Origin of the sequence: Mesorhizobium sp. LSHC412B00, from assembly GCF_000503035.1 — a bacterium.
In the GTDB taxonomy this organism is placed as follows: Bacteria; Pseudomonadota; Alphaproteobacteria; order Rhizobiales; family Rhizobiaceae; genus Mesorhizobium.
On record NZ_AYWB01000003.1, the window covers coordinates 465,637 to 486,361 of the forward strand.

A 20,725-nucleotide genomic window follows, 5' to 3' on the forward strand; every position below is an offset into this window, starting at 1 on the left:
GGCTCGGCCATCCCCAATGCCAGATGCCGTAAAGCCGCCGCGGGAGATTTTTTATGTCCGATCTCGACCTTTGCTACATGCCGGCCAGCGAGGCGTTGCGGCTGTTCAAGGCGAAGAAACTGTCGCCTCTGGAACTGATGCAGGCCACCATCCGCCGCGCCGAGGCAACCAAGGCGACGATCAACTGCCTCACCTTCACGCATTTCGACGAGGCGATGGATCTCGCCAGAAAAGCCGAGGCGAAATACGCCAGAGGCGCCAGGACCGGCGCGCTCGAGGGCCTGCCGATCGGCATCAAGGATGAGAGCTACATCAAGGGCAAGCCGACCTCGCATGGCTCGCTGCTGTCCGGGGACGCCATTGGCGGCCATACCTCGACCATGAACGAGCGTGTCATGAAGGCCGGCGGCATCGTCCACGCCCGCACCGCGACGCCCGAATTCAGCTGCGCCGGTTATACCTGGTCGAAGCGCTGGGGCGTCACGCGCAACCCCTGGAACCCGGATTTCACGCCGGGCGGTTCGTCGGGCGGTTCGGCGGCAACGCTGGCCTCCGGCACGTCGTCGATCGCAACCGGCTCGGACATAGCGGGCTCAATCCGCATCCCTGCCTCGGCCTGCGGCCTGGTCGGCTTCAAGCCGCCTTACGGCCGCAATCCCGATGAGCCGCCGTTCAATCTCGATTTTTTCTGCCACACCGGGCCCTTGGCCCGAAACGTCGGGGATGCGATCCTGCTGCAGAACGTCATGGCCGGGCCGAGCCCGCTCGACATCGCCACGCTGCGCCCGAAACTGCGCCTGCCGCTCGACTACAAGCCGATCAAGGGTTGGAAGATCGCATTCTCCATGGATCTCGGGTCCTTCGAGGTGGATGCGGACGTGCGCAAGAACACGCTCGCTGCCTGCGATGTGTTCCGCTCGCTCGGCGCCACCGTCGAGGAGGTGGACCTCGGCTGGGGCGACGAGGTGCTCAAGGCCGGCATGGCCTATCTCGAACATCTCTTCGGCGCCTCGCTGTCGCCGCTGCTCGCCAAGAACGGCAAGGACATGACCAGCTATGCCAGGCAGTTCGCGCAGGACGGGCAGAAGTCGAAGGCGACGGATTTTGTCGCGACGCTCGATGTGGCGGCCAGGATGTACCTGACGCTGGGGCCTTTGCTGGAAAAATACGACGTGCTGATCTGCCCGACCAATGCGCTTCCCGCAGTGCCGGCGGAATTCGATCAGACCAAAGGCAAGGTCGAGATCAATGGACGAGAGGTGAACCCGTCGCTGGGCTGGGTGATGACGACGCCGTTCAACATGCTGAGCCGCTGCCCGGTTCTGTCGATCCCGTCGGGCCGCGCCGCCAACGGCGTGCCGACAGGCATCCAGATTGTCGGCCGCACCTATAGCGACGCTGACGTGTTCCGGGCGGGTATGGCCTATGAGACGGCTCGTGGTCAGTGGTACACGAATGCCGGGACACGCCCGGCGCTGTGAGTCCGCAGGGCGCCGGCATGCCAAGGCAGCGGCGGGATGTTTCGGCCGCCGGGGAAAGGCCTGACGACAATGGCGCAACGCATAGCCACTCCGGATGCGGGAAAAAGCAAGGCGGCCAAGGGTGCGGCGAACGACGCTGCGCCCAAGGACCGCCGGCGCGAGCGCGGCGAAGCGAGCATCCAGCGCATCATCGACGCCACAATCGAGCTCATCGCGGAGGAGGGGCTGGCCAGCGTCACCATGCAGCGCATCGCCGAGCATGTCGGCTCGTCCAACGCACTGGTGGTCTTTCATTTTCGCAGCAAGGAGAACCTGTTCCGAGCCGTCCTGCAATATCTCAGCGACCAATATGACGCGCTGTGGCTGACGCTGGTGCGGGCGCCCGGCCTGTCGCCGGTCGAGCGGGTCTTGGGCGCGGTCGATTGCGCGCAACGCTTTGCCCGCCAGCATCCGAATTGGGTGTCGGTCTTCGTCGTGTTCTCCAGCGACCGCAAGAGCATGCAGCTCTACAACGAGATAGGCCTGCCCAGCGATCTCGCCTACACGGCCGAAGCGCGCGAACTGCTGATCGAGATTTCGCGCAGCGGCGGTTACACCGGCGTCGACATAGACACGCTGTCGGAGAGCCTGAATTATCTGGTTCACGGCGCCTGGTATTGGGACCATCTCAACCCGTCCAGCCGCGACACCGACGTGCTGCGCAAGACCATGCTGCTCCTGCTGCACCAGGCCTTTCCGCGGCATTTTGACTTGGGGTGAGATGCGGCCATTGCGAGCGACGAAAGCGTCCTCTGCAAACCTAAACCCGAAAATCTCTACGATGCCTTGATCTCTGTAAAAACGCTTGCACAATCCAGAGGTGCGAGCTAAACAACCCAGGGATGCATTCGAGGGTGGGTAAATGTGGCATTGGGCGATACTTCTGTTGCTGATTGGCGTGCCGGTTTTCTTCGCCGTCCGGTCGTCGCGCAAATCCTCACAGAGCCCAGATGACCTCGTGGGGTTCGGCGGCTGGCTGATCCTGCTGGCGATCAGCCTGTCCCTTTCGCCGTTGCGCACACTTGTCGATATGGCCAGTCTGGTCAAAACCTACCAACAGCTTGTTACAGTGCCCAACGGGGCCTTGGCCATCTATGGCGAGGCAGCCCTCAATCTGGCATTTCTGGTGCTTCAGCTGGTCGTGCTTGTTTCGATGCTGCGGCGAAGCCACCGCTTTCCGCAGCTGTTCATATGTCTGTGGTTTGCGATCCCTCTCTTATTCGTACTGGACACAGTTTGGATATCGACTGTTCTGGGTGTCCCGGTAAACCGTTTGCTTGCCGGAGGAGCTCTGGTTACACCTTTGGCATCCTTCATAGTCACAGGGATCTGGGCCGCCTACGTCTACAGGTCGGTTAGGGTGAGGAACACGTTCGGCGATACGGCAGCCATACAGGCTGCCACATTTTCCTAGAAGGTCCGACGGCTGCGAGTTGGCCTGATGTCGTGCTGCCAGCTCCGCCGAATAGAACCGTCGGCAGTCCTCCTTCGACTAACGAGCTTCGAGTGGCCTGCCACCCGAAGCTCGAAGAGCGAAGGGTGGTGCCCCCGGACGGAATCGAACCGCCGACCTTCGGTTTACAAAACCGCTGCTCTACCAGCTGAGCTACAAGGGCACGGCGCTCCGGTTAGCATATTTCGTGCGCCAGTAAAGACAAAACTCCGTTTTCGATCGCTAATGGACCCCGCCGAGGTGGGCGGGCCGCCATGCTGAAAACCGCCAATGCGATCCCTACATATCTCTCAGGTGCAAACGCATCGAACGGGGTGTCGCATGATCAGACTTGTCATCATCCTGCCGCTTGTCGTCATTGCCTGGCTGCTTGCGGTAAAGCTCATCAGGGACGTGAAGAGCGCCAATGTCGACTGGACCGGCATCGCCGCCATCGTCGGTTTTATCGCGATGGCGTTTTGGCTGCGGCATGTGACTGGGATGGGGATGAATGGTGAATGGTGAATGGGCGAACGCCTTTCGGACCATTGACTACTCACTACTCGCTCAAAACCTCGAACCTTTCACCACGTCACCGCGACTGATCTCCAGAGGCGAATGGTCGCCTCGATCAAGGAGATCATCATGTTGAAGCGCAGTCTTACTTCGGGCCTGGTCGCCATCTTCGTCGCCACCGGCGCGCTCGCCGGTACCGTGCAGTCGTCCTCCGCTCACAGCCATCATCACCACCATCACAAGCACCACGACAAGCCCTCTTGGTGGTGGAACCATCAACACAAGCACCATCACCACAAGCATCATCATCACCACGGCAAGGTGATCATCTTCCTTTGAGCGAGACGACCTGCCTCGCGGAAGGGCGGCTTCGGCCGCCCTTTTTTGCGTTGAGCGCTCGATCGATCAGATCTTGGATTCCATCGGCTGATTTCCGGCCTTCAAGAAAATCCCAAATTCTTTCGAACCTTTTTCCGCGCCGAAACGACAGATGATCAAGAGGCGGATGGATCGCCTCTCGCAACGAAACAAGGAGATCGTCATGTTCACGCGCAAAATCGCTTCTGCCCTCATCGCCAGCACCGTCGCCGCCACCTCGCTGGTCGGCACCGTCCAGCCCTCGGCCGCCCACAGCCATCACCACAACCGCGAAATCGGCATCGGCATCGCCGCCGGCGTCGGCGGCTTCGTGCTCGGCAGCCTGCTCAACCAGCAGCCCCGCACCGTCTATGTCGACGACGAGGGTGGTTCCTGGCACGTCCGCCGCTGCGCCAATCGCTACGCCAGCTACGATCCGTACTCCGACACCTATGTCGGCTATGACGGCTACCGCCACTATTGCCGCCTCTAAGAGGAGGCTCCCCACAAGAAGGAGGGGCTGTACGCAGCCCCTCTTTCCTACATTTGAGCGCGTGGCAGTGTCAGCTACGGTTTGGAGATCGGTAATCCGGCTGCATGGCAGGTGCCGACAACACCACCGCTCGCATTCAGCGATTGATCGCCCATGGCGATGAGTTCGAAGCTGCTTCCTTCATCCGGATAGATCTTGGCGGCGAACGGTTGGTCTGTTGTATGACCACCGGACGATGACTTCGCGGCGACATGGCCGCAGACCACGATTTCCCGGCGGCCGTTGAGCGTCCGCTCGCCGGCGCGCATCGTCCCGAATTTGGCGGATACAGGATCCTGCAAATGCTGGCGAATGCCGATCGTGATTGTCTCCTCCAAAGCGAGCGAGATCGGAATCTCGCTGACTTGCTGGGAGACAGGGGCGGGTTCGGGCGCCGTCGCCACGCATCCGCACAGTGAAGCGGCGAGCAAAAGCTGAAGCGTTCTCCGCATTATAATCGGAACCCGCCGATCATCCTCGTCACCTCAGCGGCGGCGTCGCGCACCAGCGGCCCGATCTCGTCCAGCCGCTCCATCGTCACCCGCACCGTCGGTCCGGAGACCGAGACACCGCCGATCGGCTCGCCGAACTCGTTGAAAATGGCGGCGGCCACGCAGCGCATGCCGGGATGCCGCTCCTCGTCGTCGACCGACCAGCCACGGTGCTTGATGACAGCCAGGTCATGGGCCAGCGCCGAAATGTCGGACAGCGTCTTGTCGGTGAAGCGCTGCAGGCCCGACTTGCGCAGGATGGCGGCGACGCGTTCCGGCTCGAGCTGCGCCAGCACCGCCTTGCCGATGCCCGAGGCATGGAAAGAGCTGCGCGTGCCCGGGCGGAAGAAGGCGCGGATCGCCTGATGGGTCTCGACCTGGCTGACGAAAACGACGCAATCGTCCTCGGCGACGCCGAGATTGGCGGTTTCACCGGTCTTCTCCATCAATTCCTGCATGACCACGCGGGCCCGGTCGACAAGCTTGCGGCGGCGCAGGAAGGCGGCACCCATGCGGTAGGTCTCGACGCCGATCGACCACAGCTGGTCCGATGTATCGAACTCGACCATGCCGTGGTTCTGCAGCGTCGTCAGCATGCGGTAGGCGGTGGACGCCGCGAGCTCGCTACGCGCCGAAATCTCGCTCAGCGACAGGCCACTGCCTTCAGCGACGATGGCCAGGATGCGCAAGGCCCGGTCCAGCGACTGTACAGAACCGGCCTCGGACGGACCGTTGAAAGCGCGCGGCCGGCCGCGCTGGCGTTTTTCGCTGGTTTCCATGGCGGCATTGTCGCCGGTTTCGCCGAAATCGCAATGAAAAACTTTTTCACAGATTCTGGTGCCCGGATTCATGAAAAACGGAAAAGCCAGCGAAATCAGTGGAAAGGAGCCGTTTTCTAGAAATGAAAAATTATTCTGAAAAAATTGAAAAATGAAAACCATACTGGCATTGTCGGTCGACCAACAATTTGCGGAGGCTGGACATGGCCAGGATGCGCGCTGTAGATGCAGCGGTTCTCGTTCTCGAAAAGGAAGGCGTTTCCTGCGGCTTCGGCGTGCCGGGCGCGGCGATCAATCCGTTCTATTCGGCGCTGAAGGCGAGGGGCTCGATCCGCCACATCCTGGCGCGCCATGTCGAGGCGGCCTCGCATATGGCCGAGGGCTACACGAGAGCTAAATCAGGCAATATCGGGCTGTGCATCGGCACGTCGGGCCCGGCCGGCACCGACATGGTCACCGGGCTCTATTCGGCGGCGGCGGACTCCATCCCGATCCTGTGCATCACTGGTCAGGCGCCGCGGGCACGGCTCAACAAGGAGGATTTCCAGGCGGTCGATATCGCCGCCATAGCCGCACCCGTCGCCAAATTGGCGGTCACGGTCATGGAGCCCTATCTCGTGCCGATGGCGCTGCAGAAGGCATTTCACCTGATGCGCTCGTCGCGACCGGGCCCGGTGCTCATCGACCTGCCGGTCGACGTGCAAGTGGCCGAGATCGAATTCGATATCGATGCCTATGAACCGCTGGTCCCGTTCAAGCCGGCAATGTCGCGCGCCCAGGCCGAAAAGGCCTTGGCGATGCTCAATGCCGCGGAAAAGCCGCTGATCGTCGCCGGCGGCGGCATCATCAACGCCGATGCGTCGGATCTGTTGATCGAATTCGCCGAGATAACGGGCGTGCCGGTCATCCCGACGCTAATGGGCTGGGGCGCGATCCCCGACGACCACCGGCTGATGGCCGGCATGTGCGGGCTGCAGACCTCGCATCGCTATGGCAATGCGACGATGTTGGAAGCCGATTTCGTCTTTGGCATCGGCAATCGCTGGGCCAACCGCCACACCGGTTCGGTCGATGTCTACACCAAGGGCAAGAAATTCATCCATGTCGACATCGAACCGACCCAGATCGGCCGGGTGTTCGCGCCGGATCTCGGCGTCGTCTCGGACGCCGGTGCGGCACTAAAGATGCTGCTCGACGTCGCCACCGAATGGAAGACGGCAGGAAAGCTGCGCGACTGGTCGGGCTGGGCGAAGGAATGCCAGACCNGCCAGACCCGCAAGAAGACGATGAAGCGCAAGACGCATTTCGAGCAGGTGCCGCTGAAGCCGCAGCGCGTCTATGAGGAGATGAACAAGGCGTTCGGCCGTGACACCACCTACGTCACCACGATCGGCCTCTCGCAGATCGCCGGGGCGCAGTTCCTGCATGTCTACAAGCCGCGCAACTGGATCAATTGCGGCCAGGCCGGCCCGCTCGGCTGGACGCTGCCGGCAGCGCTTGGCGTGCGCGCCGCCGATCCGGATCGCACCATCGTGGCGCTGTCGGGCGACTACGACTTCCAGTTCATGATCGAGGAACTGGCGGCCGGCGCACAGCACAAACTGCCGTATATCCATGTCGTCGTGAACAATGCCTATCTCGGCCTGATCCGCCAGGCGCAGCGCGGTTTTGCGATGGATTTCGAGGTGAGCCTGGCCTTCGAGAACGTCAACCGCGCCAACGATCCGGAGGCCGGCTACGGCGTCGACCATGTCGCGGTCGCAGAAGCGATGGGCTGCAAGGCGGTCCGGGTGCGCAAACCGGAAGAGTTCGCCGGCGCGTTCAAGGAAGCGCAGCGGCTGATGAAGGAATACCAGGTGCCGGTGGTGCTTGAATTCATCCTCGAACGCGTCACCAACATTTCCATGGGCACGGAAATCGACAAGATCACCGAATTCGAGGACCTTGCCGAAAGCCATGAGGATGCGCCGACGGCGATTGTGTTGCTCGATTAGGCGCGCCGATATTCAGGTGAGACAGGCCTGCAAACGGCGCCTTCCTGCGCTTCCGGTGCTCACGTACAGAAAGTACGTTCCGCTCCGGTTCTCGAAAGTCACCGTTTTCGACTCTGCCCGACCTGAATCTCAACACGCCTAGGGCCAAGCAGAAGAAGGAGAAAAAGAATGCCGCGTTTTTCAGCCAATCTGTCGATGCTCTTTGGCGAGCATGAGTTCCTCGATCGCTTCGATGCCGCAGCCCGCGCCGGCTTCAAGGGCGTCGAATATATCGGCCCCTATGATCATACGCCTGACGTGGTCGCGGCCCGGCTGAAGAAGAACGGCTTGACACAGGTGCTGTTCAACCTCCCGGCCGGCGACTGGGGCAAGGGCGAGCGCGGCATCGCGGTTTTGCCCGACCGCGCGCCGGAATTCCGGCAAGGCATCGCCAAGGCGATCAGCTATGCCCATGCGCTCGGCTGCGAGCAGGTCAATTGCCTCGCCGGCATCGCGCCGCAGGGCGTGGATCGTTCGGTGCTGGAAAATACTTTAGCCGAGAACCTCGCGTTTGCAGCCGAGAAACTGGAGCAGGCCGGCATCCGGCTTTTGATCGAGCCGATCAACACGCGCGACATACCGGGTTTTTTCCTGAACTATTCGGAGCAGGCGCTGGCGCTGATCGAGCGCGTCGGTTCGAAGAACCTGTTCCTGCAATACGACATCTATCACATGCAGATCATGGAGGGGGATCTCGCCCGTACCATCGAGGCCAACCTCGGCCGCATCGCGCATATCCAGCTTGCGGACAATCCCGGCCGTCACGAGCCGGGGACGGGCGAGATCAATTATCCCTTCCTCTACGAGCATATCGACAGGACCGGCTATTCCGGCTGGGTCGGAGCGGAATACAAACCGAAGGCGGGGACGGAGGCTGGGCTGGGGTGGTTTCGGGAGCTTAACGGGCAGGGGAGTGCCGCGGCTTAGCTGTTACGATTGAAGTCGCGTTCCTTCGCGCCCCCCTCTGGCCTGCCGGCCATCTCCCCCACAGGTGGGGAGATCGGACGTCATCCCGGCTTTCGCTCCCCAACATTGCAGGGTGAGCGAGGCGCCGAAACTGCCAATCTCCCCACAAGTGGGGGAGATGGCCGGCAGGCCAGAGGGGGCGCGAAGGAACTCAGCCTCAACAAAGGAGAAAACAATGGAAACCATCGGCTTCATCGGCCTTGGCATCATGGGCGCGCCGATGGCGGGGCATCTCCTGGATGCCGGCTACGCCGTCATTGCCAGCGACCACCGCTCGAAGCCGCCGGCCGATCTCGTCGCCAAGGGCTTGAGAAGCATCACCGGCCACGCGGCAGTGGCGAAGGCCGCGGATATCATCATCACCATGGTTCCCGACACCCCGCAGGTAGCCGAGGTGCTGTTCGGCGAGAACGGTGTCGCTTCCGGCCTGAGCAAGGGCAAGCTGGTCATCGACATGAGCTCGATCTCGCCGATCGAGACCAAGGTTTTCGCCAAGAAAATCAACGATCTCGGCTGCGACTATCTTGACGCGCCGGTGTCGGGCGGCGAGGTCGGCGCAAAGGCGGCGTCGCTGACCATCATGGTCGGCGGCGAGGACAAGGCGTTCGAGCGCGCCAAGCCCGTGTTCGAAAAGATGGGCAAGAACATCACGCTTGTCGGCCCGAACGGCGTCGGCCAGACCACCAAGGTTGCCAACCAGATCGTCGTGGCCCTGACCATCGAGGCGGTCGCCGAGGCGCTGGTCTTCGCCGCAAAAGCCGGCGCCGATCCGGCCAGGGTCCGGCAGGCGCTGATGGGCGGGCTGGCGGCATCGCGCATCCTCGAAGTGCATGGCGAGCGCATGATAAAGCGCACCTTCGCGCCGGGCTTCCGCATCGAACTGCACCAGAAGGATCTCAACCTGGCGCTGGAAGGCGCCAAGGCACTCGGTGTCTCGCTGCCCAATACCTCGACGACGCAGCAGCTGTTCAACTCATGCTCGGCGAATGGCGGTGCAAAAGAGGATCACTCAGCGCTGGTTCGTGCGCTGGAGCGGATGGCGGGACATGAAGTGCGGTGAATGGTGAATGGTAAGAACGCTTCCATTCACCATTCACCATTCACTATTTCACCATTCACTTTCCAAGGAATTTCCGTGCCGCATAAAGGCTCACCGCCGCGGCGTTCGACACGTTGAGCGAGCGGATGGCGCCGGGCATGTCGAGGCGGGCGAGTGTCGTCACCGTCTCGCGCGTCTTCTGGCGCAGGCCCTTGCCTTCGGCGCCAAGCACCAGCGCGATCTTCTCGCCTGAAAAACCCGTTTCGAGTTCGGCCGGCCCGTCCGAATCGAGGCCGATGGTCTGGAAGCCGGCATCGTGCAGCTGTCCCAGCGCGTCGGCCAGGTTCTTCACCTCGATCTGGTCGATATGCTCCAGTGCGCCGGAGGCGGATTTGGCCAGCACGCCGGATTCCTGCGGGCTGTGGCGGGCCGTGGTGATCAGTGCGCCGGCGCCGAAGGCGACCGCCGAGCGCAATATGGCGCCGACATTGTGCGGGTCGGTGACCTGGTCGAGTACCAGCACCAGTTTCGTGTCGCCGAGCGTGTCGAGGCGTTTCGGCTTCAACGGTTCGGCTTCGATCAGCACGCCCTGATGCACGGCATCCGAACCGGTGATCTTGTCGATCTCCTTGGGCTCGACGAGTTCGGCCTTGAACGGCAAAGCGGCGAGGTCGGCGATCGCCAGCCGCTCGGCGGCATTGCGCGTCACCAGCATTTTACGGATCTTCCGCCGCGGATTGTCGAGCGCCGCGCGCACCGTATGCAGGCCATAGAGCCTGACCAGCCCGTCGGCGGCGTTTTCGCCCGGCGGCACCGGCTGGCGCGGCCGGAAGGCGGGCGCGCCGCCGGCCTTCTCGTCGCGATGGGCGCGGCGCAGCTTGGCGTAATGGGTGTCTTTGGCGGTCTTGGGCGTGTTGTCATTGCTCATGGCCGGCTTCTATAGCCGCGTCGCCGGGCTGTGGATACAGGCAGAAAGCCGGCTTGCCGGGCAGGCTGTCAAATTCAGCGCATTTTGCCTTGCGGTGCGGTTGACACCCACTGGCCTTGCCGCCATAAGGCGCTTCGCTGATTTCGGACAAAACCCTGGTTTCGACCTGATCGGCGAGAATGCCTCGTTGCAAGGCTTCGACGGCAGGCTGGAGAGGTGCCCGAGTGGTTAAAGGGGACGGACTGTAAATCCGTTAGCTTAGCTTACGTTGGTTCGAATCCAACCCTCTCCACCACTGCCAGCCCGCGAACCTTGAGGACGATGCGGGTATAGCTCAGTGGTAGAGCAGCAGCCTTCCAAGCTGAATATGCGGGTTCGATTCCCGCTACCCGCTCCAAACTCCCCACTCCGCATCAGATCTCAGCGAATATCTCCACAACGTTGCCGTCCGGATCGCGGAAGAACACTGTCCTGTGGCCTCATTCCTGGTCGGTGAGCGGCAGGACCGGCTGCACGCCCTTGGCCTGAAGCGCCTCGGCGCAAGCAGCGACCATCTCCGGCGCCACCCGGAATGCCAGCTGAAGCGACAGCGCATCCCGCTGCTGCGGCGTGTCGTTGAACATCATGCCGAGGCTGGTCAAGGCCAGCGTGTTCGGGCCGACCCGATATTCGATCCACCTGTCGCCGAGTTCGCGCTGCAGATCAAATTCCATCACATCCCCGTAGAAGTGCCGCATGGCGGCCATGTCGCGGGCGAAGATGACGGTGTAGTCGATCTGACGGATTTCATTGAGCGCATTCATTGTCGAAGTCCCGTGGGCAGATGTTCGATCGCCCGCAACCTAGCTTTCCTTTAAAGTAGTACAAGACTATAGCTTATACTGGTATCGGAGGTGACTGCATGCCATACGACGGCCCACGGCACGATGAGCTTGCCCGCTTCCTGCGCGAGCGGCGGGACCGCTTGCCGCGGATCGATGGCGCCAATGGCCGCCGCCGGGCGCCGGGCCTCAGGCGCGAAGAGGTCGCCGCCCAGGCGGGGATCAGCACCACCTGGTACACCTGGCTCGAGCAGGGACGGGAGGTGAACGCGTCGCCGCAGGTGCTTCGCTCGCTGGCGCGGGTGCTGAGACTGAGCCGGTCGGAGCAGGCCTATCTCTTCCAATTGGCGCGGCCCGATCTCGATTGGCGAAACCGGCTCGGCGCGCAAGGCCTGCCCAGCGCGCCGTTGCTCAGCCTGCTCGACGGGCTGGCGCCGCACCCGGCATATGTCGTCAATCGCTACTGGCAGGTCGTCGCCTGTAACCATCCGGCGGCGGTGCTGCTTGGGGATTTCGAGACGGATGATGAGTGGTCCGGCAGCCTGCTCGCCCGGCTGTTTCTCGACCTGGAATGGCGGCAGCGCTTTGTCGACTGGCCGGAGGTTTTGCGCTCGGCGGCGGCGCAGTTCCGGCTTGCCACTGTCGCCATGACTCGCGATCCGGTGCTGGCTGCGCTGGTTTCGTCACTGGAAGCGGCAAGCGAAGCGTTCGCCACGTGCTGGAACAGCCGCGACATCGCCGAGCCACCGATCTGGCGGAAATCCATCCGGCACCCTGTCGCCGGCGCGATGTCGTTCGATTTCGCCACGCTGCAGCCGGGCGGCCGCGACAGTGATTTCTCGGTTTCCGTCTACACGCCGGTCGATGCGTCGACTGCCAGGCGGTTCGCGGCGCTGGTCGCAGCAACGCCCGACAGCCGCAAGGCGGTGCCGGGCGTGTTTGCGCGTGATGCAGGCGCAGAAGTCTAGCTGTTGAAGGCGGACGCGACCTGGTGTTGCTGCGGCACCTGTCCGTTCGGCGTCAGTCTGTCGACAATGCCGGGCAGGGCTGTGGACAATTGCTTGAGCAACTCCTGCTCGTCCAGTCCGGTCCTTTGCGCGATCTCTCGAATGACCTGCGGGCCGATCGCCTTGCCGAGATCATTGGCGTTGATCGGCTGGTTCTGTCCGGTGCCGACCCAGGAGTCAGCGACATTGCCTTGGCCGGCAGTCTTGAGCTTGTCGAGCAGTCCGCCCAGTCCGCCAAGCAGGCCGCCATCCCCTGAGGCCGTGGTTCCGGTGGGGGCTGGCGTTTGAGGCTGGGCGGGCTCGCCCGTCTCTTCGGCACTCGTCTGTTCGGCGCTTCTGCCGCTCAGCATCTTTCCCACCAGCAGCGCGCCGAGCGCGATCATCAGCGGTTTGGTGATGTTGCCGCCAGGTACGGCGTTGTCAAAAAGTCCCATAGGTCAATCCTCCATAACGACCAAGCCCGTCCCGCCGGCTACAATGGAGCATGCGGGCGGAAATTCAAGTTGGCTTGAGCTTTTGACAATCATGTGACCATGATCGGCCGGCGGGGGAATGGAGAGGAAAAATGGGCATTATCAGTTGGATCATCCTCGGCGTCATCGCCGGCTTTATCGGCAGCAAGATCGTCAACAAGACCGGCCAGGGCCTGATCATGGATATCGTGCTCGGCATTGTCGGCGCCATCGTCGGCGGGCTGATCTTCAGCGCCTTTGGCGCCACGGGCGTGACCGGCCTCAACATCTGGAGCCTGATCGTCGCCGTCATCGGCGCGGTGGTCGTGCTGTGGGCCTATCACCAGTTCTCCGGCAAGCGAACGCTTTAGGCACCAGTCTGCCGACTGGCTGACCGCAGGACGGCCAAACCTGCTTCGACGCGTTGACTTGAAGGTCAGGCGACGACGGTCAGCCTGCGTTTGCGTTCATCAAGCGAGACGATGGTCAGCCCGCTCGCGACCACCAGCAGGATNCAGACGTGTGCTCTTCCGATCTATACCAGCACGCCTGAGATGACCGCCCAGACGGTAAAGCAGTAGTAGAACGGCGCCACCACGCCGGTCGGACCGACGCGATAGGCCATGAAGATGAAGAAATGGCCGAAGATCAGGAAGAATCCGGCGCCGGCCATGAGCAGCAGGTGCCGGGCTTCCGGCATCACCCAGCGCTCGGAAACGAGATGCGCGGCGCCCGCGCCGATCAGCACCACCACGACGGCGGAAATGGCGACGATCATGCCCGGCACTTCGGCCGCGACCCGCCTGCCGGCAAGATCGCGCGCCGCCGCCAATGCCGCGTTGCCGAGCGCCAGCAACGCATAGACCGAGATGCCCTGCATGGTCGGCTGGGCCACCATAAGCGCACCGATGAAGCCGAGCCCGATCAGCGCCATGCGCACGCCGCCGATCCGTTCGCCGAACAGGATGGAGGAGCCGACCAGCATCAAAAGCGGGGTGATCTGCCCGAGCGCGGTCGAATCGGCGATCTGCATGTTGGCCAGCGCCACGACGTAGCAAAGGATGGCCGCCAGCTCGAGCAGGTTGCGGCGCAGCACGCGTTTGTCGAAGATCAAAGGGATCTGCCTGCCATAGCCCAGCAGGAACAGCAGCGGCATGCCCCATAGCGTGGCCGCGACCCCGCGCAGGAACAGCACTTCATAGGACGGCAATCCCGCTGTGGCGAGCTTCATCATCGTGTCGTTGACGAGGTACGACCCCGTCGAAACGATCATGAACAGCGGGCCGCGTATGGAGGTCGGTATGAATTGCATGGGGCAACCAAATCAGACCGCCGCCGCAGCGGCAATGGGCCAGGCGCCGGCTGCACATCCGGCAGGCAAAGGCCAGGACATGGGCGGGACAGGACATGGGCGGGAATAGCAAACAGGTGCTGGAGCCCGCAGCCCCCATTTCATTTCCGTTCGCGCGTTCCTATATCAGCGCCACATCCCCGCAATCGGATCATCGGTTCGCACCGAGTGGACAGCGCACCCGGCCACAAGGCACTTGTGTTTTTCGGCCGTAGTCGCTAATCGCCCCGCATTCGACTGAACTGAAGGTCAAGGCCGTCCAAGGAAAGAGACTATGGCAAAAGGTAAATTCGAGCGTAACAAGCCTCATGTGAACATTGGCACGATTGGCCACGTCGATCATGGCAAGACGTCGCTGACGGCGGCGATCACGAAGTATTTTGGCGAATACAAGCGCTACGACCAGATCGATGCGGCGCCCGAAGAGAAGGCCCGCGGCATCACGATTTCGACGGCGCACGTCGAATACGAGACGGCNCCAGATCGATGCGGCGCCCGAAGAGAAGGCCCGCGGCATCACGATTTCGACGGCGCACGTCGAATACGAGACGGCTGCGCGCCACTACGCCCATGTCGACTGCCCCGGCCACGCCGACTATGTGAAGAACATGATCACGGGCGCTGCGCAGATGGACGGCGCGATCCTGGTCGTGTCGGCCGCCGACGGCCCGATGCCGCAGACCCGCGAGCACATCCTGCTTGCCCGTCAGGTCGGCGTGCCGNACGAAGTATTTTGGCGAATACAAGCGCTACGACCAGATCGATGCGGCGCCCGAAGAGAAGGCCCGCGGCATCACGATTTCGACGGCGCACGTCGAATACGAGACGGCAGCGCGCCACTACGCCCATGTCGACTGCCCCGGCCACGCCGACTATGTGAAGAACATGATCACCGGCGCCGCGCAGATGGACGGCGCGATCCTGGTGGTGTCGGCCGCCGACGGCCCGATGCCGCAGACCCGCGAGCACATCCTGCTTGCCCGTCAGGTCGGCGTGCCGTCGATCGTGGTGTTCCTGAACAAGGTCGACCAGGTCGACGATGCCGAGCTGCTCGAACTGGTCGAGCTCGAGGTTCGCGAGCTTCTGTCGAAGAACGAGTTCCCCGGCGACGACATTCCGATCGTCAAGGGTTCGGCGCTGGCTGCTCTGGAAGATTCCAACAAGACCATCGGCGAAGACGCGATCCGCGAGCTGATGGCTGCGGTCGATGCTTACATCCCGACGCCGGTTCGTCCGCTGGACAAGCCGTTCCTGATGCCGATCGAAGACGTGTTCTCGATCTCGGGCCGTNATCCCGACGCCGGTTCGTCCGCTGGACAAGCCGTTCCTGATGCCGATCGAAGACGTGTTCTCGATCTCGGGCCGTGGCACGGTCGTGACCGGCCGCGTCGAGCGCGGCATCGTCAAGGTCGGCGAGGAACTGGAAATCATCGGCATCCGTCCGACGACCAAGACGACCTGCACGGGCGTCGAGATGTTCCGCAAGCTGCTCGATCAGGGCCAGGCCGGCGACAACATCGGCGCGCTGCTGCGCGGCGTTGATCGTGAAGGCGTCGAGCGCGGCCAGGTTCTGGCCAAGCCNCGGCATCCGTCCGACGACCAAGACGACCTGCACGGGCGTCGAGATGTTCCGCAAGCTGCTCGATCAGGGCCAGGCTGGCGACAACATCGGCGCGCTGCTGCGCGGCGTTGATCGTGAAGGCGTCGAGCGCGGCCAGGTTCTGGCCAAGCCCGGTACGGTGAAGCCGCACAAGAAGTTCGTGGCCGAAGCCTACATCCTGACCAAGGACGAAGGTGGCCGTCACACGCCGTTCTTCACCAACTACCGTCCGCAGTTCTACTTCCGCACGACCGACGTGACCGGCATCGTGTCGCTGCCGGAAGGCACGGAAATGGTTATGCCCGGCGACAACATCACGGTCGATGTCGAGCTGATCGTGCCGATCGCCATGGAAGAGAAGCTGCGCTTCCCCATCCGTGAAGGCGGCCGCACCGTCGGTGCCGGCATCGTCGTCACCATCAAAGAGTAATTTAGACTTAAACNGCTGCGCTTCGCCATCCGTGAAGGCGGCCGCACCGTCGGTGCCGGCATCGTCGTCACCATCAAAGAGTAATCGAGCCCGGCATCGCCGGATCGAAACGGATAGGGGCGGCCCTCGGGCCGCCCTTTTTCGTTGGCCAGATGTGCCTGTTTTGGGGTCCCAATCTCTGTTGCAAGTCTGTGAGCCTCTACAGTATAGATTGCATTGAGGGCTTGGTCGGATGGTTCCACAGCACCGTTTGCATAGTCGGTCATGGTGGGCACTGGGGCTGATCTGCCTGGTGTCGATGTTTGCCGTGGGCAGTGCCGCCTTCGCGGCCGAGACAAAAAATTCAGAGCCGGATCCGGATCCGCCGATGCGGTTCGTCGTCGTGCGCAGCGACGCGGCGGGCTGTGAGCCGACCTGTCCGGAATGGATATCGGCCGAGGGTGCGATATCGGCCAAGTCGCCGGCGCTGCTCAAGGCTGCCCTGAAAACGCTCGGCGGCCGCAAATTGCCGATCGTCATCAACTCTCCCGGCGGCGATGTCGATGCAGCCATCGCCATGGGCCGGATGATACGCAAGAACAAGCTCGACATCGCGGTCGGCAGGACCTGGTTCGTCGGCTGCGAGCCAGGGGTGAAAAACTGCAAGGAGAACGACGCCAGAGGCGCGCACTATATCGGCAGCCCCTATGTGCTCGGCAGCTATTGCGCGTCCGCTTGTCCAATGATGCTGGCCGGCGGCACCAGACGCATGGTCGGGCCGCTGGCCTATCTCGGCGTCCACCAGATCACCACCACGATCGTGCAGATGAACGTGCAATATCAGGTCCGCTACCGGATCGTGAAAGGCAAGAAGCGGGTCATCAGCAAGAAGGTCGTCAGCCGCAAGAACACCGGCAGCTACAAGACCTACGAGATGAGCAAGGGGGTGGAGCGCAAGCTGTCCGCCTATTTCAAGGAGATGGGTGTCGACCTCAGCATCATCGAGACGATGAAGAGCACGCCGGCCAGCGACATCCAGCAGATCGACCTCAGCGACATGCTGGCAATGAAGCTAGTCACCAGCGAAGACGCTGCAGATTTGCTGACCAGCGCAAGCCTGTGCAGGCTGGACCTTCCGGCTCCGAATTGCCGGGAAATACCGGAGAACAAGCCAGCCGGCGGCCTGCCGGACGTGGCAAAGGCTGCGCCGCTGCCGGTGAAGCCGGAGAGCGCGCCGCACGATGACGGCATGCGCTTTGTCGTGGTTCGCGGCAGCAACCCGCTCTGCAATCCCGACTGCCCGGAATGGATTGCAGCGCAAGGCGCGATTACGCCCCAGACGCCGCAGAAACTCAGCCAATTGCTCGCCACGCTTGGCAACCGGCGGCTGCCGGTGGTGATCAGCTCGCGAGGCGGCGACCTCTCCGGCGCCCTGGCGGCGGGCCGGATCATCCATGAAAAGAAGCTCGACGTTGCCGTTGCCCGCACCGATTTCGTCGGCTGCGACCCGGCAGAGTGGAATTGCCTGGCCAGGGAAGGCGCCTATGCCGGGCTGAGCGTCGATGGCGACGGCGACTGCGATTCGGCCTGCGCGCTCATGCTGGCCGGTGGCGCCAGGCGGCTTGTCGGTTCCCAGGCGCGGCTCAGCCTCTATCTGATGGGGCAGAAGCAGGCGGTCAAATCCTACCTCGACGAGATGGCGATCAGCCCCGCTTTGTTCCGGGCGCTCCAGGGCAGTTCGGTCGAGCGTCAGCTCGAACCCGACATGATGCTGGAGGTCGGCCTGACGACCGGGCGCCAGTCGGTGGATGCGCTGACGGGGTCCAGCATCTGCAGATCGGCGCCGAAACCTGAGAATTGCCGCGTGGTGCCGTCGTCCAATGGCTGATCGCGCCTATCGTCATGGAAGAGAAGCCTTGCTTCGCCTTCCGTGAAGGCGGCCGCACCGTCGTGCCGGCGTCGTCATCACCATCGAGAAATAGTCGAGCAGGTGTCAGCCGGATGGACCAGGAAAGGGCGGTCTTTGGGGCTGCCTTTTTGTTTCCGGCGTTGCGCGGCACAAGTATTGCACGATTGTTTCAAAGCTATTGCAAGCACCGTCGCCGCAACTATTATGGATTGCATTGAGGGGTTTGCCGGGCGTGGTTTTGGGACAACGTTCAGACACTGTGGGACGGTGGCGGCGCGGGCTGGTCCGGCTGTCGACGGTGGCCGCGATGGCGATGGCTGCCTTCGCCGCGAAGGCCGAGGATGCCTCCCCCGGGACATGGCAGACAGTACCCCCTCTGCAGGGAGTGCCCTATCCGACGAATGATCCGACGATATGGTCCGAGGATCGCTCGGAGATGAAGTTTGTCGTCGCGCGCAGCAACGCACCGGGCTGCGAGCCCAATTGTCCGGAGTGGATCTCCGCCGAAGGCGACATCGCAGCCGGCACGCCAGCCCTGCTCAAGCGCACCTTGAAGAAGCTAGGCGGTCGCAAACTGCCGATTATCGTCAATTCCTTTGGCGGCAACGTCAATGCAGCGCTCGAACTTGGCCGGATAATCCGCAAGAACAAGCTCGATATCGCCGTAGGCAAGACCGAGTTTTCCGACTGTTGGCCCGGGACGGATGGTTGTGGTTTTAGTTACGGCAAAGGTTCCGCCTATCTCGGCCGGGCGTCTGATGGCGCCAGCTGCAACTCCGCCTGTCCGCTGATGTTTGCCGGTGGCGTCCGCCGCGTGGCCGGCGGCTGGAACTATCTGGGTGTTCATCAGATCACCACCACCTGGTTCCCCTCCACAACGCACTACCGGACCACATATCGCGTCAAACGGGGCAAAAAATATCGGGTCACCACGCAAACGGTCACTCAAGGTGAAAGCTACAAGACCTATGAGATGAGCAAGGGGTACGCGAGAAAGATCTCGGCCTATCTCCGAGAGATGGGTATCGGGCAGGGCGTGCTGGACTTGATGAAGGCGACGCCGGCGAGCGACATCAGGGAGATCGGCCTCCACGATATGCTGACGATGAAACTGGCGACCAGCACGGACACTCTTGAGCTGTTTACCAGAGCAAGTTTGTGCATGTTCGACCCGCCGGCTCCGAACTGCCGGGAAATACCGGGAAACAAGCCAGCCGGCGGACAAACGCCCGTGGCCAAGCCGGCCGTGGTGGCTGCGATCAAGGCAAAGACCGGCCCCCCACTTTCTCAGGCGGCCAAGGCTCCAGCTCCCAAGCCGTTGCAGGCAGCGCCAGGGAATTCGACGCCAGATATGCGCTTCGTTGTCGTTCGCGGCAGAGACTCGCTCTGCAATCCCGATTGCCCGGAATGGATCTCGGCGGAAGGCGCGATGACGCCTCAGACCCCGCAAAAGTTGCGCCAGTTGCTCGACACCCTTGGCAACCGGCGGCTGCCGGTGGTGATCAGCTCACAGGGGGGCAGCCTGTTCAGCGCTCTGGCCGCGGGAAGGCTTATCCATGAACGGAAGCTCGACGTCGCCGTCGCTCGCACCACTATCGTCGGCTGCGACCCGCCCGAGGCAGGCTGCTTGGCCGATAACGGTGCCTATGTCGGGCTGATTAGCGATTTTGGAGTGGAGTGCGATTCGGCCTGCGCGCTCATGCTTGCCGCCGGCGCCAAAAGGCTGGTCGATCCCAAGGCGAGGCTCAGCATGTCCTCGAGGGGACAGACGCAGTTGGTTAAAGCCTACCTGGAGGAGATGGAGATGGACCCAGCTCTGTTCGCCGCGATAGGCTCGGTCGAGCGTCAGCTCGAGCCCGACATGATGCTCAAAGTCGGGCTGACAACCGGGCCGGAGTCGGTGGAGGCGCTAACTGGCCCCGCTATTTGCAAAACCTCACCCAAGCCCGACAACTGTTTGCTTCCGCCGACAGCCAAGGCCGAGTCGCCCGCCAAACTGTAGGCATCGCAGAAACTGGCCATCGAGCCAGGTTGAGCCATGCCCGATTTCTCCGCTATCGTCGTGGCAGGCGTCGCCCGGGGGAGGATCGAGAATGAGCCAGGATATTCCGACACTCTACGAATGGGCCGGCGGCATCGAAGCCCTCAATCGGCTGACGGAAACCTTTTACGACAAGGTGTCCCGCGACCCGGTGGTCGGCCCGGTGTTCAAACACATGTCGCCGGATCATCCGGCGCATGTCGCGGCCTTCATCGGCGAGGTTTTTGGCGGACCCAAGACCTACAGCGAACAGCATGGCGGCCATCGCGAGATGGTCATGCATCACTTGGGCAAGCATCTGACGGAGGAACAGCGCCGCCGCTGGATCAGCCTGCTTGCCGATGCCGCCGATGCGGTCGGGCTGCCGGACGATCCCGAATTCCGTTCCGCCTTCATGGGCTATGTCGAATGGGGGTCACGGCTTGCCAAGATGAATTCCACCCTCGGCGAGACCTGCGACCCGCAGACCGAACCGATGCCGGCCTGGGGCTGGGGCGTACCGGGCGGGCCGTACAAGCCGCCGGCCGGGGATTGAGCGCCGG

The 20,725-nt window shown here is 62.6% G+C and carries 21 protein-coding genes, 3 tRNA genes and 4 pseudogenes; 21 read left to right on the forward strand and 7 right to left on the reverse strand.

Annotated features, from left to right (window positions below):
• Positions 1-53: 53 nt before the first annotated feature.
• The 3 genes from X757_RS155930 to X757_RS155920 all read left to right on the forward strand — a co-directional run bounded on the left by X757_RS155930 (position 54) and on the right by X757_RS155920 (position 2,934).
• Entirely contained in the window at positions 54-1,481 is a 1,428-nt protein-coding gene (locus X757_RS155930; protein ID WP_023688399.1) for an amidase, read from the forward strand.
• 69 nt (positions 1,482-1,550) lie between these two features.
• The gene (locus X757_RS155925) at positions 1,551-2,240 is read left to right on the forward strand and encodes a TetR/AcrR family transcriptional regulator (RefSeq protein ID WP_023725772.1); all 690 of its coding nucleotides are present in this window, start codon (positions 1,551-1,553) and stop codon (positions 2,238-2,240) included.
• 166 nt (positions 2,241-2,406) lie between these two features.
• Positions 2,407-2,934 (forward strand): DUF2569 family protein, encoded by a 528-nt coding sequence (locus X757_RS155920; protein ID WP_245260196.1) that lies wholly within the window; start codon positions 2,407-2,409, stop codon positions 2,932-2,934.
• 126 nt (positions 2,935-3,060) lie between these two features.
• Here the strand turns inward: X757_RS155920 and X757_RS155915 are convergent.
• Positions 3,061-3,136: transfer RNA gene (locus X757_RS155915), tRNA-Thr, on the reverse strand.
• A 158-nt stretch (positions 3,137-3,294) separates the two neighbouring features.
• On the opposite strand from X757_RS155915, the gene X757_RS155910 reads away from it, so the two are divergent.
• From X757_RS155910 to X757_RS155900, 3 genes are all read left to right on the forward strand, one after another.
• Positions 3,295-3,477: a hypothetical protein gene (locus tag X757_RS155910; RefSeq protein ID WP_023667458.1), complete on the forward strand. Its 183-nt coding sequence runs from the start codon at positions 3,295-3,297 to the stop codon at positions 3,475-3,477.
• 120 nt (positions 3,478-3,597) lie between these two features.
• The gene (locus X757_RS155905; protein WP_023688402.1) at positions 3,598-3,807 is read left to right on the forward strand and encodes a hypothetical protein; all 210 of its coding nucleotides are present in this window, start codon (positions 3,598-3,600) and stop codon (positions 3,805-3,807) included.
• 202 nt (positions 3,808-4,009) lie between these two features.
• Complete coding sequence (locus tag X757_RS155900) at positions 4,010-4,318, forward strand: BA14K family protein (RefSeq protein WP_023667455.1); 309 nt, start codon at positions 4,010-4,012, stop codon at positions 4,316-4,318.
• 74 nt (positions 4,319-4,392) lie between these two features.
• On the opposite strand, the gene X757_RS155895 is transcribed toward X757_RS155900, so the two are convergent.
• Both X757_RS155895 and bhcR read right to left on the reverse strand, forming a co-directional pair.
• Positions 4,393-4,761 (reverse strand): hypothetical protein, encoded by a 369-nt coding sequence (locus tag X757_RS155895; RefSeq protein WP_245261846.1) that lies wholly within the window; start codon positions 4,759-4,761, stop codon positions 4,393-4,395.
• 47 nt (positions 4,762-4,808) lie between these two features.
• Positions 4,809-5,627 carry an HTH-type transcriptional regulator BhcR gene (bhcR, locus tag X757_RS155890; RefSeq protein ID WP_023681470.1) on the reverse strand — a complete coding sequence of 273 codons (819 nt, stop codon included), beginning with the start codon at positions 5,625-5,627 and terminating at the stop codon, positions 4,809-4,811.
• A 203-nt stretch (positions 5,628-5,830) separates the two neighbouring features.
• On the opposite strand from bhcR, the gene gcl reads away from it, so the two are divergent.
• The 3 genes from gcl to X757_RS155875 all read left to right on the forward strand — a co-directional run bounded on the left by gcl (position 5,831) and on the right by X757_RS155875 (position 9,686).
• Positions 5,831-7,621: a glyoxylate carboligase gene (gene gcl, locus X757_RS155885; RefSeq protein ID WP_023725774.1), complete on the forward strand. Its 1,791-nt coding sequence runs from the start codon at positions 5,831-5,833 to the stop codon at positions 7,619-7,621.
• Between the two features lie 168 nt (positions 7,622-7,789).
• Positions 7,790-8,587 carry a hydroxypyruvate isomerase gene (hyi, locus tag X757_RS155880; protein ID WP_023702459.1) on the forward strand — a complete coding sequence of 266 codons (798 nt, stop codon included), beginning with the start codon at positions 7,790-7,792 and terminating at the stop codon, positions 8,585-8,587.
• A 214-nt stretch (positions 8,588-8,801) separates the two neighbouring features.
• The gene (locus X757_RS155875; protein WP_023725775.1) at positions 8,802-9,686 is read left to right on the forward strand and encodes a 2-hydroxy-3-oxopropionate reductase; all 885 of its coding nucleotides are present in this window, start codon (positions 8,802-8,804) and stop codon (positions 9,684-9,686) included.
• A 55-nt stretch (positions 9,687-9,741) separates the two neighbouring features.
• On the opposite strand, the gene X757_RS155870 is transcribed toward X757_RS155875, so the two are convergent.
• Positions 9,742-10,593 carry an RNA methyltransferase gene (locus tag X757_RS155870; RefSeq protein ID WP_023725776.1) on the reverse strand — a complete coding sequence of 284 codons (852 nt, stop codon included), beginning with the start codon at positions 10,591-10,593 and terminating at the stop codon, positions 9,742-9,744.
• Between X757_RS155870 and X757_RS1000000166335 the strand changes: the two genes are divergently transcribed.
• The 3 genes from X757_RS1000000166335 to X757_RS155860 all read left to right on the forward strand — a co-directional run bounded on the left by X757_RS1000000166335 (position 10,586) and on the right by X757_RS155860 (position 10,990).
• Entirely contained in the window at positions 10,586-10,825 is a 240-nt protein-coding gene (locus X757_RS1000000166335) for a hypothetical protein (RefSeq protein ID WP_155929598.1), read from the forward strand. The genes X757_RS155870 and X757_RS1000000166335 overlap by 8 nt on opposite strands.
• Positions 10,804-10,888, forward strand: a tRNA-Tyr gene (locus X757_RS155865). The genes X757_RS1000000166335 and X757_RS155865 overlap by 22 nt, the downstream gene beginning before the upstream one ends.
• A 28-nt stretch (positions 10,889-10,916) precedes the next feature.
• A tRNA-Gly gene (locus tag X757_RS155860) sits at positions 10,917-10,990 on the forward strand.
• An 82-nt stretch (positions 10,991-11,072) separates the two neighbouring features.
• On the opposite strand, the gene X757_RS01000000164665 is transcribed toward X757_RS155860, so the two are convergent.
• Positions 11,073-11,396 (reverse strand): VOC family protein, encoded by a 324-nt coding sequence (locus tag X757_RS01000000164665; protein WP_306413607.1) that lies wholly within the window; start codon positions 11,394-11,396, stop codon positions 11,073-11,075.
• 98 nt (positions 11,397-11,494) lie between these two features.
• Here X757_RS01000000164665 and X757_RS155855 point away from each other — a divergent pair, with 98 nt between their 5' ends.
• Entirely contained in the window at positions 11,495-12,382 is an 888-nt protein-coding gene (locus tag X757_RS155855; RefSeq protein WP_023725777.1) for a helix-turn-helix transcriptional regulator, read from the forward strand.
• Here X757_RS155855 and X757_RS155850 read toward each other — a convergent pair.
• Positions 12,379-12,855, reverse strand: coding sequence for a YidB family protein (locus tag X757_RS155850; RefSeq protein ID WP_023681465.1), 477 nt, complete (start codon positions 12,853-12,855; stop codon positions 12,379-12,381). The genes X757_RS155855 and X757_RS155850 overlap by 4 nt on opposite strands.
• Before the next feature lie 131 nt (positions 12,856-12,986).
• On the opposite strand from X757_RS155850, the gene X757_RS155845 reads away from it, so the two are divergent.
• Positions 12,987-13,244 carry a GlsB/YeaQ/YmgE family stress response membrane protein gene (locus X757_RS155845; protein ID WP_023667446.1) on the forward strand — a complete coding sequence of 86 codons (258 nt, stop codon included), beginning with the start codon at positions 12,987-12,989 and terminating at the stop codon, positions 13,242-13,244.
• A gap of 164 nt (positions 13,245-13,408) precedes the next feature.
• Here X757_RS155845 and X757_RS01000000164670 read toward each other — a convergent pair whose 3' ends face one another.
• Positions 13,409-14,185, reverse strand: a complete 777-nt coding sequence (locus X757_RS01000000164670) for a DMT family transporter (protein ID WP_245275044.1) — start codon at positions 14,183-14,185, stop codon at positions 13,409-13,411.
• 313 nt (positions 14,186-14,498) lie between these two features.
• On the opposite strand from X757_RS01000000164670, the pseudogene X757_RS1000000169665 reads away from it, so the two are divergent.
• From X757_RS1000000169665 to X757_RS155830, 7 genes and pseudogenes are all read left to right on the forward strand, one after another.
• A pseudogene (locus X757_RS1000000169665) lies at positions 14,499-14,591 on the forward strand (GTP-binding protein); the annotation flags it as partial.
• Positions 14,592-14,634: 43 nt separating this feature from the next.
• Positions 14,635-14,895, forward strand: a pseudogene (locus tag X757_RS1000000166340) (GTP-binding protein); the annotation flags it as partial.
• A gap of 40 nt (positions 14,896-14,935) precedes the next feature.
• Positions 14,936-15,803, forward strand: a pseudogene (locus X757_RS1000000168870) (GTP-binding protein); the annotation flags it as partial.
• Positions 15,769-16,338: pseudogene (locus X757_RS0133675) on the forward strand (EF-Tu/IF-2/RF-3 family GTPase). The pseudogenes X757_RS1000000168870 and X757_RS0133675, both read left to right, overlap by 35 nt.
• A 148-nt stretch (positions 16,339-16,486) precedes the next feature.
• Positions 16,487-18,121: a hypothetical protein gene (locus X757_RS155840; protein WP_023725779.1), complete on the forward strand. Its 1,635-nt coding sequence runs from the start codon at positions 16,487-16,489 to the stop codon at positions 18,119-18,121.
• Positions 18,122-18,578: 457 nt separating this feature from the next.
• Positions 18,579-20,144, forward strand: coding sequence for a hypothetical protein (locus X757_RS155835; protein ID WP_023725780.1), 1,566 nt, complete (start codon positions 18,579-18,581; stop codon positions 20,142-20,144).
• Positions 20,145-20,235: 91 nt separating this feature from the next.
• Positions 20,236-20,718, forward strand: a complete 483-nt coding sequence (locus X757_RS155830) for a group II truncated hemoglobin (RefSeq protein WP_023667442.1) — start codon at positions 20,236-20,238, stop codon at positions 20,716-20,718.
• The last annotated feature ends 7 nt before the right edge of the window (positions 20,719-20,725 follow it).